Below are 15,845 nucleotides of genomic sequence, written 5' to 3' on the forward strand. Positions count from 1 at the left end.
ATCATGCTAATAAAACAACAACTGCTTAGCGGTTTGGTACTCATTTTACTTGTTTTAGGAGCTTGTAGTAATAAAACGGAGGAATCGTCTGCTGAGTCAAAGGAAGAGAAGAAGCAACTAGATAGCACGGGTACAGAGATTGTATTAGACAAGATACCCTCTGAAATTATATGTTTAACAGAAATCTGTGTGGATACCCTGCATCTTTTAAAAATCGAACCCAGTGCTGTATCAGCTGCTGGAATCACGCAGGAATCAGAATTTTTTGGAGAAGCGGGTGCCGCTATCCCATTGATAGGCGGAATTTTTTTTGAGCCAAACATTGAAGATATTTATCAAAAGAATCCGCAACTGGTTATTGGTTTAGGTGGCGTTCATGATAGCTTGCGTGAAAGTTTAGGAGATATACCGCTATATATAGTTAGTCCATTGTCATACAAAGATTCTATTGAATTCGTACGTGTAATGGGAAGCATAACAGGAAGGCAGGACTTGGCCGAGGCTGCAATTAAGAACTTTGAGGGAAAAATTGAATTATTTAAAGAACAAGCATCTATGGATATTGCCACATTAGTGATGTACGGATCTGATGTGAATTTTGGTATTGATACAAAAGAAAGCGTTGTCGGCTCTTTATTAGCCGAAGGCGTCAGCTATCCATGGTCTACTGGTGGAGATGCTGAAAGTCATACTAGTGGGGGAGCTCAATTTTCCTTAGAGGAAGTCCTTAAGCAAAATCCAGATATCATCTTTGTCGAAACATTTTCCTTTGATAAGAAAGGACCGACATTGTCCAATCAACTCTCTGAAAGTCCAATTTGGAAAGAATTAAAAGCTGTTCGAAATGATGAGGTCTATGAAGTTAGGACCAATATCTGGGCAAACGGTAGAGGGATAGGTTCATTATCAATTGTTTTAGATGAAGTGACTGGGATTATTGAAAACGGTAAATAAGCCAAGAAGTGGGCAAAAAATACTATCCATTAGTTTATCCCTCGCACTTTTATGTTTGGTTCTATCGTTTGTTCTACTCATTTTAAGTTTAATGTTGGGCGAGCCTAGACTCTCTTTTGCTTCCTTGTTACAAGTGTTGGATGGGCAGGCCACGAAGTTAGAGGAAATTGTTGTTTTTGAGATACGATTACCAAGATGGGTTGTGGGATGGATTGCAGGGGCTGTTTTAGCACTTGCTGGTACAATGCTTCAAGACGTCCTTCAAAATGACTTAGCAGGACCGGAATTGACAGGAGTGTCAGCGGGTGCTGCGATGGTAATGGCATGTGTTACTATATTTAGCCTGCCATTATCTTTTTCACTTTATCCGTTAGCAGCACTGACTGGCGCTATGTTTAGCGGAATTATTGTGGTCACAGTAGCCTCCAGTAAATTGCGACGATCTTCTATCTTACTGGTCGGCGCTGCTATGACCGCAACAATAAATGCACTGGTGATTGTGGTGATAAGCATTGGAAGTCCAAATGACATCGGATTGTTGTTTTTCTATCTCACCGGCAGTTTAGCGAACCGAACGCAAGAGCATGTTTTGGCCCTTTTACCTTGGTTTATCATCAGCGTTCCTTTGGCATTACTTGCCGGAAAAGCTTTAAATGTTTTCCGTTTGGGAGATGAAGCGGCAAAGGCGCGGGGAGTTTCCGTAGATCGCATCAGACTTTTGGTATTTGGAATAAGCGCTACCTTAACTGCTGCTGTTGTCGCTTATTGTGGTCCAATTGGTTTTGTTTCGCTTATTATCCCTCATCTAATACGTCGGGGTGTTCAAAGTACAAACAGCTATGTTGTTATGCCATTAAGTATTCTTGCGGGCGGAACATATTTGACAGGAATGGATTTAATTACACGAATTTATTTTTATCCGGTTGAAATTCCTGTAGGATTGCTCACTTCCATAATTGGTGGGAGCTGGCTCTTGTTTATGTTTATAAAAAGGAGAACCGGCTTATGAATATATATACTTTTAAAAGATTATGGTCTATTCTATGTATCTTACTTTTGCTGTTCTTTTCTCTTCATTTGATTTTAGGTGGTTTGAGTGTGGAAATTCAAACAGTTGTTAAAGAGCTCATGAATCCTAATCATGATTCTACAGTCCGGAATATTCTTCTAAACCTGCGTTTACCAAGAGCGATTATTGCTGTTCTTTGTGGGGGGATGCTTGGGTTAGCAGGTGCTTTATTGCAAAGTGTCATTTCAAATCCATTAGCTGAACCCGGTGTTATTGGTGTGACAGCTTTGAGTACGCTGTTTGCTGTTCTTTGGATTACCTACTCGCCATTTTCCATTCTTATGAGTTATAGCCTTCCTGTAGTGGCAGCTATCGGAGCAACGCTTTCTGTTGCGTTGCTTTATGGAATCTCGAAGTTTCCTCATATCGGGATGCAGAAATTGGCTTTGATTGGTGTACTTTTTTCAGTTATTATACAAGCTTTTATTTCTCTCATTCTATTGCAGCAACAACAAGCTATGGGGAGCATTTTACTATGGGTGATTGGATCGCTAAACGGACGTACATGGTCGCAATTTTATATGGTGGTACCTTTTGCACTGATTTTGATACTGATAGCACTTTCTTTTGCAGGTATAGTGAACGGCTTGCGTCTAGGTGACGAGAAAGCTCAAAAATTGGGCATCAATTTACAATCATCAAAAAAATACATACTGCTTGTTGCGGGATTACTAACTGCAGGTGCTGTTTCAACAGTTGGAGCAATTGCGTTTGTAGGACTCATTGGACCGCACATCGCCAGACACCTAGCTGGAGAAGATGCCCGACTATTCCTGCCTATAAGTTTCTTGACTTCCTCTTTACTTTTATTGGCTGCAGATATAATTGCTCAAGTTGCAGTTCCATTACTGCCGGATGCTTGGGTACCGTTTACTATCCAATTGCCGACGGGTGCTGTAACAGCTTTAATTGGCGGACCCTTCTTTATGTACTTAATTTCTAAAAACATGAAAGGTGGTAAAGTCAGTTGAGTCAACAAGATATACAATTGCAGGATATCGGGATTTCTTTTGGCTCAAAGGACGTAGTGACAGCATTTACTGCAACGATTAAAGAAGGGAAAATCACTGTTCTTTTAGGCCCGAATGGCTGTGGGAAATCAACGCTATTAAAAGCTATTTCAAATATTGTAATGCCTCAAACAGGTAAAGTTTTGCTTGGAGATACACTGATTTCAAGCCTTTCTGCTAAAAACCTGGCAAAAAAAATGGCGTTGCTCCCGCAAGTTTACGATGCATCGATTCGGATAACGGTGGAAGAACTGGTCGAGCAGGGTAGATATCCCCATATGGGTGCAATTGGCATGCTCAGAAAACAAGATCATATTGCCATCGGAAAAGCTATGGAGATGACTTCAGTTAATCATTTGAAGAATAAATTATTGGACAACTTGTCTGGTGGAGAAAGACAGCGGGCATGGCTTGCTTTAGCGCTTGCTCAGGATACACCGATTATATTATTGGATGAGCCGACAACGTTTTTAGATATCCAACACCAATTAGCAATGCTTGAATTGATAAAAGAGATTAATCAAAAAGAACAAAAAACAATTTTATTGGTATTACATGACTTAAACCAAGCACTTCAATATGCGGACGAAATTTTATTGATGAAAAACGGCTCGCTATATATTGGCGGAAAACCGAAAAAGGTATTGAACGCTGAAACGATTAAAGATGTTTACAATGTGAAAGTCAGCTTAATAGAAGATGCACAGTCGAATAAATCATTTATTCTTCCATTCCACTGATTCTGTGTAAAATGTCACCTAACGGACGTTTAAAAAGCAAGTTAGTAAAGTCTATCCAACCATTCTTTAATTAAAGAATGGTTGGGTTTTTAAGTTGTAAATACGTGAGGTGAGGAAAATGCATGATCGATTAATGGAGTTTTTACTAAGAAGCGAGGTTAAAAAGCTTACGGAAGAAAAAAGGAGCCTGTATCAGTTTGTCATTGAGTTAGAGGATTCTTTGGCTGAAAGTGCTGAAACGGCTGATCATTTTCTTAGTCTTCTAGTGGAAAATTCTCCGTACGAACTCGCGGGCCGTCATTTTAAATTGCCCATAACAAAAGTGGTACATCTGATGACTGCTATTGAAGTAGAATTAACTGGAAAAATCGAAACAAGGTGTGGAAAGATGAAATGGGTTGACTATACTGATCACTTACTGCAAACGGCTGAAGAGGGACGGAGTAAAAAGCTATTTCTGTTTATCAATTAATAAAATTGATTGTAGCGTAAAGAGCAATTAACATGATTATCTTCAATGGATGTAGCTCTAGAGGATTACTAAAAAATTGTAAATATTGGTGTCCATCCTTTTTCCAAGTCGATTTAGAAAGTAGACAGATTATGAACTCAGACGATATACAGCGCCTGTAAGAGGATTGATGAGATGGAATGAATTCTTATAAGGAACGAAATTCCAGTGAACGTGTAAACACCAATCTCAAAGGTTATTTTCTACTAAATCAGATCTAACATTATACAGGAGAGAAAGCCAAAGTTCATTTCGTCGGAGTTCATATGGAGTGCAACACTAGTAACTTGCAGTTAATCAACTCATCCAGCTTCAACTATTCACAACAGCGTAATCGGAATTTTCATTCGTTTTTTAAAGAAATCATTTGGACTCTGTTTCTTTATGATTTTTTAAGAGTACGTAATATGAAATCGATTCAATTGACTTTTAAAAAAGGGAAGAGTAAGATACGGAAGTACTCTAATTAGAGTACTTTGTTGAAACCGAAAAACATATTTTATTGGAAAGAAGGAAGAAATACATGAAATTTATACATTTCTTAAAAACAAAAGGGGCTATTGCCGCTATTTTTATGGGGATTTTTTACGCAATCGCCATGCTCGGAATATTTATCCCCGGGTATTCAGCCATTCCGAATAATATTGATCAAATGCCGATCGCTATGGTGAATGACGATGCAGGCGAATATGGGATAATGATTGCAGAACAACTTGCAGAGAAACTACCATTTGAAGAAATTGAAACGGATTTGACAAACAAGCAAGCGTTAGCACAATTAGAAAAAAATGAATTGGCGTTAATCATCCATATTCCTGTAACGTTTTCTGAAGACATGCAAAATGGGGAAACAGCATCAAGCATTGACTTTACAACCAATGGAGCAAGTGCGACAGTTGTTTCTTCGACAATGACTTCCATCGTTAACGAAATCAATAATCAATTAAGCGCACAGTTTTCCACACAAACAGCACAAGGTGTATTGATGAATTTGAATATACCCGAAGAGCAAGCAACTGAAATGGCGGAAATGATCGAAACTGCATATGCTGGAAATTTGGTCACGATCAATGAGATTCCAGCGGGCATGAATAATACTATGCTACCAATGTTCTTAACAATGGCCGGATACACGGGTGCAATGATTGGCGCTATGCAATTAGTCGGAGCATTTAGAGCCAGTCGCGGAAAAGCAAGCAAAACGCGGCTATTCTTATATGTTCAATTAACAGCATTGTTAATCGCGGTTGTATCATCCCTTGTAGCTTTGGGTATAGCATATTTAGTCAGCAGCCATGGAGCTGACATATTTGTGAGCCTGACTGCACAGCAAATTTTGAACTATATGGTATGCTTCAATTTCACGGCGATTTTAATTTTCTTGATGGGTGAAGGCGGAATGGTTCTCAACTTGCCAATACTATTGGTCCAAACACTTGCCAACGGTGCGACAATCCCTCGGGAAATGATGTACTTGCCATATGAATGGATGAGCTATATTTCGCCGATGTACTATTCTGTCCAAGCGTACTTCGCGACGTTATATGGCAGCGTCAGTGCAGCGCCTAATCAGTGGATGATGGTGGCTGTGGGAGCCGGGGCTATGTTAATTAATATATTAATTGTGGCTTTCCTTCACAAGCCGCAGCCTGTATCGGAACCTGAAACAGAGTCTGTAAGTATTGAGACGGCTGAAATCACTGCATGATTTTGTTACAATGAGGGAGTCACTTGCCGAAGGAGATTGATCATGACAATCCAAATATACATTTTGAGTAAATTAATCGAAGGCAATAATTATCCATATAAATTAAAAAGACAGCTGTCGGATCCGATTCCATTTGATAAACTTGCCGGATTGACAGAAAGTAAGTTGTATTATAATTTTAATACTTTAGCAAAACAAAGACTTATCGAGGCAGTGGAAATCATCAAAGAAGAACATCGGCCTGACAAGCAAGTATTTTCAATTACTGCAAAAGGCCGTGAAGAACTGCCGAAAAAAATATACAAGTTATTCGAAAAAGCCGACAAAATCAGTGAAATGCTTGTGGGCTTAGCCAGTATCGAGTACGTTGATCGCGACAAAGTGATTGCCATTCTTGAAAGGAAGTTAGCCGATCATAAAGACCGCTGGGAGTATTTGAAAAGTTTAAATGAGCACGTAGATGTTGGAAAAGAAAAAGAAAAGCTCATGGAATTTATGGGCGATTATTTCCCCAGCAAGGCCGAGCATACAGCGAGCTGGCTTGAAGTGTTGATAGACCTAATAAAACAAAGAAAAATATAATTGGATGAATGAATCTAACGCTATTGGAAGCTTGTACTTCCGTGTAATTAAAGGGTTTATTCTATATGAGTTATGTTGGTATCAGCTTTTATGATTATTGCTTACTGTATGGTTTTTATCAAACTAAAGAAGTCTTTTGGGTAAAGAAAATTACTTTATTAAATGAATCGTTACGTCCTTGCATAAGGAAATAACGGTTCATTTTTATTTTCATTCAAGTAATTGTTTGTCTGTCCTGTAGAATAGAGATACATTTTATTCAAATGAGTGTTTGCGTCCGTCAAATTTATCACTAGTTGAAATCGATCACTGATATGGTGGGCTTCAGGAGGGGCTTTCCAAATCTCAGTGGTAAGAGAGCCATCTCTTGAGACATAATTTATATTAGCAAAAAAAGAAAGCTAGATAACTGCATCTTCTATCTCTCTTGATTCTACGGGGTTAATGACCCGACCATCGGCTAGGTTCACCATGATGGTAGCGTAACTCTTTCTCTTTTTCATTGCGAAATCAGCGATACAAATGGCTTCAATGTCCTCTTTATTTATTACCAATATGCTTTTTTGAAAATTACAGATTGTGCTCTTTTCCACTTCATTATAAAACGATGTACAAACAATTCAACTAATTGTGGAAGTAACCTCTTTTTCATTTACTTTAAAGAGAATGAAGAGCCATCAATAATTTCAACGTCTTTCCTTGCTTTTACTTCATCCATTAATTTGAAAAGCGCCTCATCTTTTTTCTTAGCCTCAATCATGCAGTCAATTCGTGGAATACTGCCCTTTATTTCATGAAGGAATCTAAAAAACATATCGATGTCTACATAATCTGAATGATGGCGAAAAGCTTTATCACTCTTTGGACTTGATATATGCATTTTTATTGAGAGCGGAGAATGTCTCCATGTCTGAATAACTCTATTCCAGTTGGTTTCCCAATTTGTACCTAGGTGATGGGCCAGATGATGATGATAATCGAAAACTAGAGGTATATCTAGTTTTTCACATAAGTAAAGTGTATCTTCTAACGTAAAAGAAGTATCATCATTTTCAAGCATAAGCATATTTTGAATCCTTTTCGGGACGTCCATCCAATTATCAACAAAACGTTCAAGTGAGAGTTCGGTTTCTTTATAATTACCACCAACATGCATGACACAGCGATGAGTCGGGTCAATCCCCATCGCCTTTAGTAATAAGTAATGTAGCTTTAAGGTACTAATTGAATTTTTTAAGATATGCTTCTCTTTAGAATTAATCAGAACAAAGTGATCTGGATGAAAATCAACTCTAATCTTATGTTTTTTTGCGAAATCTCCAATCTCACGAAGCGGTTCTATTAATGGCTTTATATAATTCCATTTAAGAAGCTCATCGTGGTTTGCTAAAGGAATAAGGCGAGAGGTTAGCCGATAAAAATGAATATCAGACGCTACATTATGTTTTAACAGTCTTAGTGTATTATGTAAATTCGAAAGTGCAATACGTTCTAATTTACGGATGGCAGCTTCCCGATCATCAATTTTTTTGAATTGGGTAAAAGTCATTGTTTGCGAAGGGGATGCATTATCAAGTTCCATACTCATTGCGACATAACCAAGACGTACAATCGTCATTTATTCCACCTCATCTGTATTATCATTATTCAGCAAATGTTTTTGTACTGAAAGCGAAGCGTCAGCTACAGAAGACTCTCACCTCCATAGGTGGGAGATGAATGCGTTTTTTTACCTGTTAAGCGGGTGTCCAAATGTCCGCTGACCAAAGAAAGAATGGCAATCTAAGTTCGCCGCGTCCTGCGGCAACGGTTGCATGACCTACATCCTGTAGGCCTCAAGCTCGATTCAAAATCTGGACTCAATAATTGAATAACTCTATTCTTCGCGGTTACCATTCCACAGATGACCCTGAAATACGTTTGACTCCTCGAATTGCAGCTATTTCATCTACAAGTTTCAGCATGGCAAGGTTTTTTTGTTTTGCTTCTATCATTATGTCAAAGTCCTTATTAAGCTCCTTTGCCATCTTTAAGAAGGGGAGGACAAAGTCTAAAGAAACAAAGTCGGCATGAGAACGATAGGCTTGATCTGATTTCGGTGAAGAAATGTGAACTTTTGGGACAATATTAAAGGTATTCCAAGTCTTAAATATGCGGTCTAAGTAAAGAGGGAGGTCACTCTCCACGTTATTCGCCATATAGTGATGATAATCGAGTACCATTGGAATGTTTTCCTTTTCACAAGTAATAAGTGTTTCCCGAACATCATACGTTTTATCATCATTTTCTAGCGTCATCTGCTTCTTAATTTCCTTTGGCAATTTTTTGAGATTTTGATGGAAACGGTTTAATGACGCAGTTTTATCCCCATAGGCTCCGCCAATATGAATATTAATTAATCCCGTATCAAGAATGTTCATAGCTTTGAGCATCCTAAAATGATATTCCATACTTCTTACTGCATTCGTTGTGACTTCTTCTCTTTGGCTTGTGAAAAGTGTAAATTGATTTGGGTGAAAGCTTACTCTAAGCTTGAAGTTTTGGACTAAATTCCCGATTTCTTCCCATTCGTTTTTGAATGGAGTTAAGAAATCCCACATCACTTCCGGATGGGTTGCTAAAGGGACAAGTGAGCTTGAAAACCGGTATAATTCTATTTCATGCGCGATATTATAATACAAAATTCTTTTTGTGTGCTGTAAATTTTGTGCTGTTATCGATTTCAATTTTTCCATTCTCTCGTTTATAGGGAGCGTTGAATACCGTGTAAAAGTTAGAGTTTTTGATGGACTCGCATCCCATAAGCCTAGTGCATTACCTACATATCCGAACCGGATTTTCATCTACTTTTCCCCTTTATTCAATACTTTGAGGTTGAAATCTAATATGACACATAATTTCTAAGAGCATTTTAAACAGTGAGGGGAAATTTATACATAAATATTATCTGCATAAATCCATTTATGTATACACAAAATGAGAATGGTTAACCCGCTTCGTTAATTGAGTAGGCTTTATATAAGCTAACGGTCCATGAGAGACAATTGGTTCAACCTTCCTTTTACTTGTTCATATAATGTATTGAGAGGAGGTTAAACTAAATGGATCGATTTATTCTTTTGATGTTGGCTAGTATTTTAGCTGGATTTGCATTATTAAAGGTTCCCTTATCAGATACTTTTTTAGCGGGTTTAGAGCCGATAACTAACTTAATAGGTATTTTGGCAATTGTGATTTTCTCCCTTGTCCTAATGTATAAAGGTTTAATGGCGCTACTGGGGAGAAAATGATAAGAAGTTTAGACTCAGAAGTTATTCTGAGTCTATTTAAGTTACTACTCACAAATATATTGTTATCTAAAAGGTTGCAAACATACAATGGCATTGTAAAAAAATATGGTATTTCACTCTTATGGGTAACACTTATTCAACTAACGAGTACGTTACTGAAAGAGGGAATAGAAATATGAGAAATGAAGATAAGATATGCTATCTAGATTGTACAGGCTAGAATAGTTTGAGTTTTTTTGATACTTTCACTTGAATCCCCTATTATAGAAGGAACAAGTCTAGTCTGAAGTGGTGGCGATTTTGACGAAGATAATACCATACAAAACTAGGCAGCAATTATAAATAGAAAAGGCGGTTAAAGTATGCACGTGTGGAAGCCCGCTTGGGATGGGAAGAAGCAAATTGGCACAATGTAGTAGATAGAGAAACGAAGTATGAGGGGGGCAATTTATTGATAAAGTATGAGTGGCGAAAAAACGATAAAAAAATCTATTTACCAAAACAGATACCTACTATTTACAATGATACCGAAAAGTCGTATATCAAATTGCAAGGTGCAGGAGATCCAGATAGCGATTCATTCCGGGTAAATGTGGAAATTTTATATGCATTGTCTTATAGTATTCGAATGATGCCAAAGGGTGGCTACACACCAAAAGACTACTATGAATATACAGTATTTCCGCTTGAAGGAATTTGGGATTTAGATGAAGAGGGAAGAAAATTAGATTACCTGGATAAAAATCATTTTGTCTATCAACTAATGATCAGACAGCCTGACTTTGTGACGAGGGAACTTTTTCAAAGGGCTGTTGAAAGTGTACGAGCAAAAAAGAAACATTTACCAGTTGATACAGCAACACTCGAATCTTTATCTGATGGATTATGTGTTCAGATGATGCACCATGGTAGCTACGATAAAGAACCAGAAACGTTTTCTAAGATGGAAAAGTATTGTGAGGAACAAGGTTTGATACGAATTGAAAAAAGCCATAGAGAAATCTATATTACAGATGCAAGAAGAACAGCTCCAGAAAAATTAAAGACTGTGCTAAGATTTAAAGTTTCTAAATAAAAAATGTTCGTTTCGCGCTTTATTTATAACGAATCGTATTCTCGAATACCCCAAGCTGTATTTTGTATATTTCCATTCAATTAGTAATGCTATTCTATGCCAGACGAATGAATTCGAAAAAGAGTATTTGAAGTTGCAAAATACATAAGTGGTCAGTGTATATAGTTAAAGAGAATATTGGGTAGCGTTAACTCGGAAAAGTAAGTCTTTATAACAAATAACGTCATGAAAAGCCTTACACATATTATAGAGATTGAATAGAAGAAACCTAGGTATATCAGGAATTAAACGCTCTAAAAACGTCCTCGTGGGACATTATGTAACGAAAATTGATTCAATAAAAAACACCTAAAACATTGTTGATTTCAATGTTTTAGGTGTTTTTTTATGGTAAGAATTTGGTTGGAATTGATTGTTTATAAAAAGTGAAAAAAACGTCTCTTTCAAATTGAACAGCAGTGTGCTCAGTGATTAGGCTCTTTAATAAGGGGGAACGAAAAAAGCCCAATATCTTAATATTAATACTAAGGAATTAGGCTTTTTAATATTGGAATTTCTTAATGTTTTAAATCCGTGTTTTCCTGATGCTACACTAAATAATTTGATATCATTTTTCATCTTCGAATTCGCAACAATTATGATTGCATAAATTCATTGAAAAAAATGAGGAACTGTGGTAAATTTATATAGTTATACGCTATTTAAGTGGATTATGTATAGATTAACCTATTTTAATTATACATCATAAAGCCCTTTTTAGTCAATCATTTTTTGAAAAAAGAAGTGTTTGATGTGAATATGGAACTTCGCCAGGAGCAAGAACGAGTGGACAGCGTAATTGGTTGATCAGATGAACAACTTTTGTCATATGATTCGTCTTGGTATTGAGCGATAAATGGGAGGGAAAGAAATGAAACCATATGTACTAGAGTTACGGGAAATCGATAAAATGAGTCAAATGGTGGTTGGTGGCAAAGGGATGAATTTGGGTGAGTGTTCGAGGATTGAAGGAACACTTGTACCAGAAGGTTTTTGTGTTACCACTGAGGCATATAAAAGAGTCATTGGGGAAAATGAGGAGCTTCAACAATTACTAGATCAACTAGCAGTTCAAAAAGTGGACGAACGAAAAAGAATTAGTGAAATTAGCTGGAAGATTCGTGAGCTGATTGAGGGGATTGAAATCGAGAAGGGGATCGAACAAGATATCGATCGATGTCTCTTAACATTTGGCCTAGAGCATGCATATGCTGTTCGTTCAAGTGCAACAGCCGAGGATCTTCCATTTGCCTCCTTTGCTGGTCAACATGACACTTATTTAAATATCATCGGAAGAGATAAAGTATTGCGCCACATCAGTAAATGTTGGGCTTCCCTATTTACTGATCGCGCAGTAATTTACCGAATCCAAAATGGATTTGATCACAGCCAAGTTTTCCTATCCGTTATCATTCAACGCATGATTTTTCCACAGGCTTCAGGAATTTTATTTACTGCTGATCCGCTTACTTCTAATCGAAAGCTACTATCGATCGATGCTAGCTTTGGACTAGGGGAGGCCCTTGTTTCCGGCTTGGTATCGGCGGATTGCTATAAGGTGCAAGAAGATGAAATCGTCGATAAGATGATAGCAACCAAAAAACTGGCTATCTATGGGCTAAAAGAAGGCGGAACAGAGACGCAGCAGATCAATCCTGATCTGCAAAAGTCTCAAACACTTACTGACCAACAAATTTTACAACTAGCACGCAAAGGAAGACAGATTGAAGCTTATTTTGGTTGCCCACAAGATATCGAATGGTGTTTGGTTGAAGATACATTTTATATTGTCCAGAGTCGCCCAATCACTACTTTATTCCCTGTCCCTGAAGCGAATGATCAAGAAAATCACGTTTACGTTTCTGTCGGTCATCAACAAATGATGACCGACCCCATGAAACCATTAGGATTGGCTTTTTACCTGTTAACGACCCCTGCACCCATGCGTAAAGCTGGTGGAAGGCTGTTTGTTGATATCACACATAGTCTGGCTTCACCTGTTAGCAGAGAAATTTTAGTAGATACGCTGGGACAATCCGATCCGCTCATAAAAGACGCACTAATGACCATAATCGAGCGGGATTTCATTAAATTGTTACCAACTGATGACAAAGAGCTGAGTCCAAGTAGTAGTAATAAAAGTATGTCTTCTGCGGGTTTTCAAACACAATTCAAAAACGATCCTACAATCGTTTCTGAATTGATAAATAGTAGTGAAACATCGATAAACGAGTTAAAACAAACCATCCAAACGAAATCAGGATCAGATTTATTTGATTTTATACTAGAAGATCTGCAGCAATTAAAGAAGATTCTATTTGACCCACAAAGTTTGGGTGTGATTATGACTGCTATGGATGCTTCATCATGGATCAATGAAAAAATGAATATGTGGTTAGGTGAAAAGAACGTAGCAGATACGCTTTCCCAATCTGTACCAAACAATATTACTTCGGAAATGGGTCTGGCGCTATTGGATGTCGCAGATGTGATTCGTCCATATCCAGAAGTAATTCATTATTTACAGCATGTAAAAGATGATAACTTTTTGGAGGGAATCGTTACGTTTGAAGGTGGACAGGAAAGCCAAGATGCAATAATAGCTTATCTCAACAAATACGGAATGCGATGTGCTGGAGAAATCGATATAACTAAAACTCGTTGGAGTGAAAAACCAACTACACTTGTCCCTATGCTTCTCAGCAACATCAAAGAACTTGAGCCTAATTCGGGCAAACGGAAATTTGAGCAAGGGCGGCAGGCAGCTTTGAAAAAAGAACAAGAGTTAGTAGATCGATTGATGCAATTACCGGATGGCAAACGAAAAGCCGAAGAGACAAAACGAGTGATTAGCCTAATCCGGAATTTCATCGGTTATCGTGAATATCCAAAATACGGCATGATTAGTCGCTACTTCGTTTATAAGCAGGCGTTACTGAAAGAAGCCGAACAACTCGTACAAGCCAACGTTATTCATAAAAAAGAAGATATATACTATCTCACATTTGAAGAACTTCGTGAAGTCGTACGAACAAAAAAACTGGATTTCGAGATTATCAGCAAACGTAAGAACGACTACAAATTTTATGGAAAACTAACGCCCCCACGTGTACTCACGTCTGATGGTGAAATCATTGCAGGTAACTACAAACGAGAAAATCTCCCAGCCGAAGCGATTGTAGGACTACCTGTTTCTTCTGGAGTTATTGAGGGACGAGCACGTGTCATCTTAAACATGGAAGAAGCTGTTTTAAAAGAAGGAGATATATTAGTCACCTCCTTTACTGATCCCGGCTGGACACCATTATTTGTCTCCATAAAAGGTCTTGTTACCGAAGTTGGTGGACTGATGACCCATGGAGCAGTTATCGCACGTGAATACGGCTTACCAGCAGTTGTCGGAGTGGAGAATGCTACCAAGCTGATAAAAGATGGACAACGTATTCGAGTAAATGGAACAGAAGGGTATATAGAAATAATATAATTCATTACATTTAAATCATAAAAGAAGAGCATACGAATTAGAAGAATCATTGACATCATGGTGCTTTGGGGTCTATGTTTAGAACCCTGTGACTAGGACGTATGAGCAGTCATTTTCTAATTAGGGAAATCCGGATTTTTTTATAAATAATTATGAAACCCAGCAATCTTCTTATTTGAAGGTAGCTGGGTTTTTAAAGTTGGATGTGCAAAATAACAATTTAAATAAGCGCAAATTATTGGGGAAAGTGAAAATCATGATGGTTCGGGCTAAGGTTACTTCTTGAGTTTATGAAGTGAACTTTGGTAGTTGGAAAAAGGATTGTATGCATCCGGTTCGATTGACAAGCAACTACACGGTTGCTTATACTTAATGTATGAAGGACAAAGACGCTATATTCAAAGCACTTGGCGACTCGACTCGGCGGCTGATATTAGACGAACTATCCGAACGCAACGAGCTAACGTTGTATGAACTTACGGTACGTCTCATTACGAAGCACAACCTTACCATTTCGCGACAAGGGATAGCTAAACATCTTACTGTATTGGAAGATGCAGGGCTTGTAAAATCAAAACGAAAGGGAAAATATCGAGTACTTATGTTCAACACCGAACCACTTAAAAACTTGCTGAATGGATGGATAAAGTGATTTTGTGGAAAAACAAGAAAAAATATTCCGCAGACGTAAGTAAGGGGATAAAAAGCGGATGAAGTCACTGAGTGTATTTTGAATGGTTTATTAAAAAAGGATATTATAGAAATAGGGTTTCGAACGAACTTGTGTTTTTCACTTGCAACCAGATTGTTAGCACAGCACTATACATCGCAAATATCAAAGGAGGCAAAAAACAGTATGAAAATTATTGTTACTAGTATATTCGTAGAAGATCAAGACAAGGCACTAGAGTTTTATTCAGAAACGTTGGGCTTTGTAAAAAAGCATGACGTTCCTACCGGAGAATTTAGATGGATTGCACTTGTTTCTCCCGAGGAGCAAGAAGGTACTGAGATTTTGCTCGAACCAAATAATCATCCAGCAGCCAAGGAGTATCAAAAGAAACTATTTGAAGAAGGCATACCTGTAACAATGTTTGGTGTTGAAGATGTTCGCAAAGAGTACGATAGGTTATTGAAACACGGCGTGAACTTTTCTATAGAGCCAACAGAAATGGGCGAAGTTACAATAGCTGTCTTCGACGATACATGTGGAAACCATATTCAGATAATCCAGCAGTAACTTTATGCGGATAACAGAATAGAGTTAAGCTAAGCAACCTATTAACGCGTGGCACCAAAGCGTTTGGTATAGGAAAGAACTGAGTATCTGCGTATGTAGGGAGTTTTTATTTAAACTAGCTAGTGATTCACTGAGCGGTTAAT

Annotated in this window: 14 protein-coding genes; 12 read left to right on the plus strand and 2 right to left on the minus strand. The window is 37.8% G+C overall.

Features of this window, described 5'->3' with window-relative positions; genetic code table 11:
- Positions 1–3 precede the first annotated feature (3 nt).
- The 7 genes from ACGLYD_RS05300 to ACGLYD_RS05330 all read left to right on the plus strand — a co-directional run bounded on the left by ACGLYD_RS05300 (position 4) and on the right by ACGLYD_RS05330 (position 6,574).
- Positions 4–954 (plus strand): ABC transporter substrate-binding protein, encoded by a 951-nt coding sequence (locus ACGLYD_RS05300; RefSeq protein ID WP_399631742.1) that lies wholly within the window; start codon positions 4–6, stop codon positions 952–954.
- Complete coding sequence (locus tag ACGLYD_RS05305) at positions 938–1,963, plus strand: FecCD family ABC transporter permease (RefSeq protein ID WP_399631745.1); 1,026 nt, start codon at positions 938–940, stop codon at positions 1,961–1,963. Before ACGLYD_RS05300 ends, ACGLYD_RS05305 begins: the two co-directional genes overlap by 17 nt.
- A complete protein-coding gene (locus ACGLYD_RS05310; protein ID WP_399631748.1) occupies positions 1,960–2,994 on the plus strand; it encodes a FecCD family ABC transporter permease in 1,035 nt (344 codons plus the stop codon). Before ACGLYD_RS05305 ends, ACGLYD_RS05310 begins: the two co-directional genes overlap by 4 nt.
- Positions 2,991–3,773: an ABC transporter ATP-binding protein gene (locus tag ACGLYD_RS05315; protein ID WP_342537983.1), complete on the plus strand. Its 783-nt coding sequence runs from the start codon at positions 2,991–2,993 to the stop codon at positions 3,771–3,773. The genes ACGLYD_RS05310 and ACGLYD_RS05315 overlap by 4 nt, the downstream gene beginning before the upstream one ends.
- 118 nt (positions 3,774–3,891) lie before the next feature.
- The gene (locus ACGLYD_RS05320) at positions 3,892–4,245 is read left to right on the plus strand and encodes a hypothetical protein (RefSeq protein ID WP_187047416.1); all 354 of its coding nucleotides are present in this window, start codon (positions 3,892–3,894) and stop codon (positions 4,243–4,245) included.
- Positions 4,246–4,807: 562 nt separating this feature from the next.
- Entirely contained in the window at positions 4,808–5,992 is a 1,185-nt protein-coding gene (locus ACGLYD_RS05325; protein WP_187047417.1) for a YhgE/Pip domain-containing protein, read from the plus strand.
- Between the two features lie 42 nt (positions 5,993–6,034).
- A complete protein-coding gene (locus ACGLYD_RS05330; protein ID WP_338652836.1) occupies positions 6,035–6,574 on the plus strand; it encodes a helix-turn-helix transcriptional regulator in 540 nt (179 codons plus the stop codon).
- 652 nt (positions 6,575–7,226) lie between these two features.
- On the opposite strand, the gene uvsE (ACGLYD_RS05335) is transcribed toward ACGLYD_RS05330, so the two are convergent.
- Both uvsE (ACGLYD_RS05335) and uvsE (ACGLYD_RS05340) read right to left on the minus strand, forming a co-directional pair.
- Complete coding sequence (gene uvsE, locus ACGLYD_RS05335) at positions 7,227–8,192, minus strand: UV DNA damage repair endonuclease UvsE (protein WP_399631751.1); 966 nt, start codon at positions 8,190–8,192, stop codon at positions 7,227–7,229.
- 271 nt (positions 8,193–8,463) lie between these two features.
- On the minus strand, positions 8,464–9,417 hold the full coding sequence (gene uvsE / locus ACGLYD_RS05340) for a UV DNA damage repair endonuclease UvsE (RefSeq protein WP_338652832.1): 954 nt from the start codon (positions 9,415–9,417) through the stop codon (positions 8,464–8,466).
- Between the two features lie 258 nt (positions 9,418–9,675).
- On the opposite strand from uvsE (ACGLYD_RS05340), the gene ACGLYD_RS05345 reads away from it, so the two are divergent.
- From ACGLYD_RS05345 to ACGLYD_RS05365, 5 genes are all read left to right on the plus strand, one after another.
- On the plus strand, positions 9,676–9,864 hold the full coding sequence (locus ACGLYD_RS05345) for a hypothetical protein (RefSeq protein ID WP_067207961.1): 189 nt from the start codon (positions 9,676–9,678) through the stop codon (positions 9,862–9,864).
- Between the two features lie 451 nt (positions 9,865–10,315).
- Positions 10,316–10,939, plus strand: coding sequence for a GyrI-like domain-containing protein (locus tag ACGLYD_RS05350; RefSeq protein WP_342537990.1), 624 nt, complete (start codon positions 10,316–10,318; stop codon positions 10,937–10,939).
- Between the two features lie 910 nt (positions 10,940–11,849).
- On the plus strand, positions 11,850–14,462 hold the full coding sequence (gene ppsA / locus ACGLYD_RS05355) for a phosphoenolpyruvate synthase (RefSeq protein WP_399631756.1): 2,613 nt from the start codon (positions 11,850–11,852) through the stop codon (positions 14,460–14,462).
- Positions 14,463–14,838: 376 nt separating this feature from the next.
- Positions 14,839–15,114 carry a helix-turn-helix transcriptional regulator gene (locus tag ACGLYD_RS05360; RefSeq protein WP_067207967.1) on the plus strand — a complete coding sequence of 92 codons (276 nt, stop codon included), beginning with the start codon at positions 14,839–14,841 and terminating at the stop codon, positions 15,112–15,114.
- Between the two features lie 204 nt (positions 15,115–15,318).
- Entirely contained in the window at positions 15,319–15,702 is a 384-nt protein-coding gene (locus ACGLYD_RS05365) for a VOC family protein (protein ID WP_067207969.1), read from the plus strand.
- Positions 15,703–15,845: the final 143 nt, after the last annotated feature.

The organism is Sporosarcina sp. SG10008 (assembly GCF_044569405.1).
Classification (GTDB): Bacteria; Bacillota; Bacilli; order Bacillales_A; family Planococcaceae; genus Sporosarcina; species Sporosarcina psychrophila.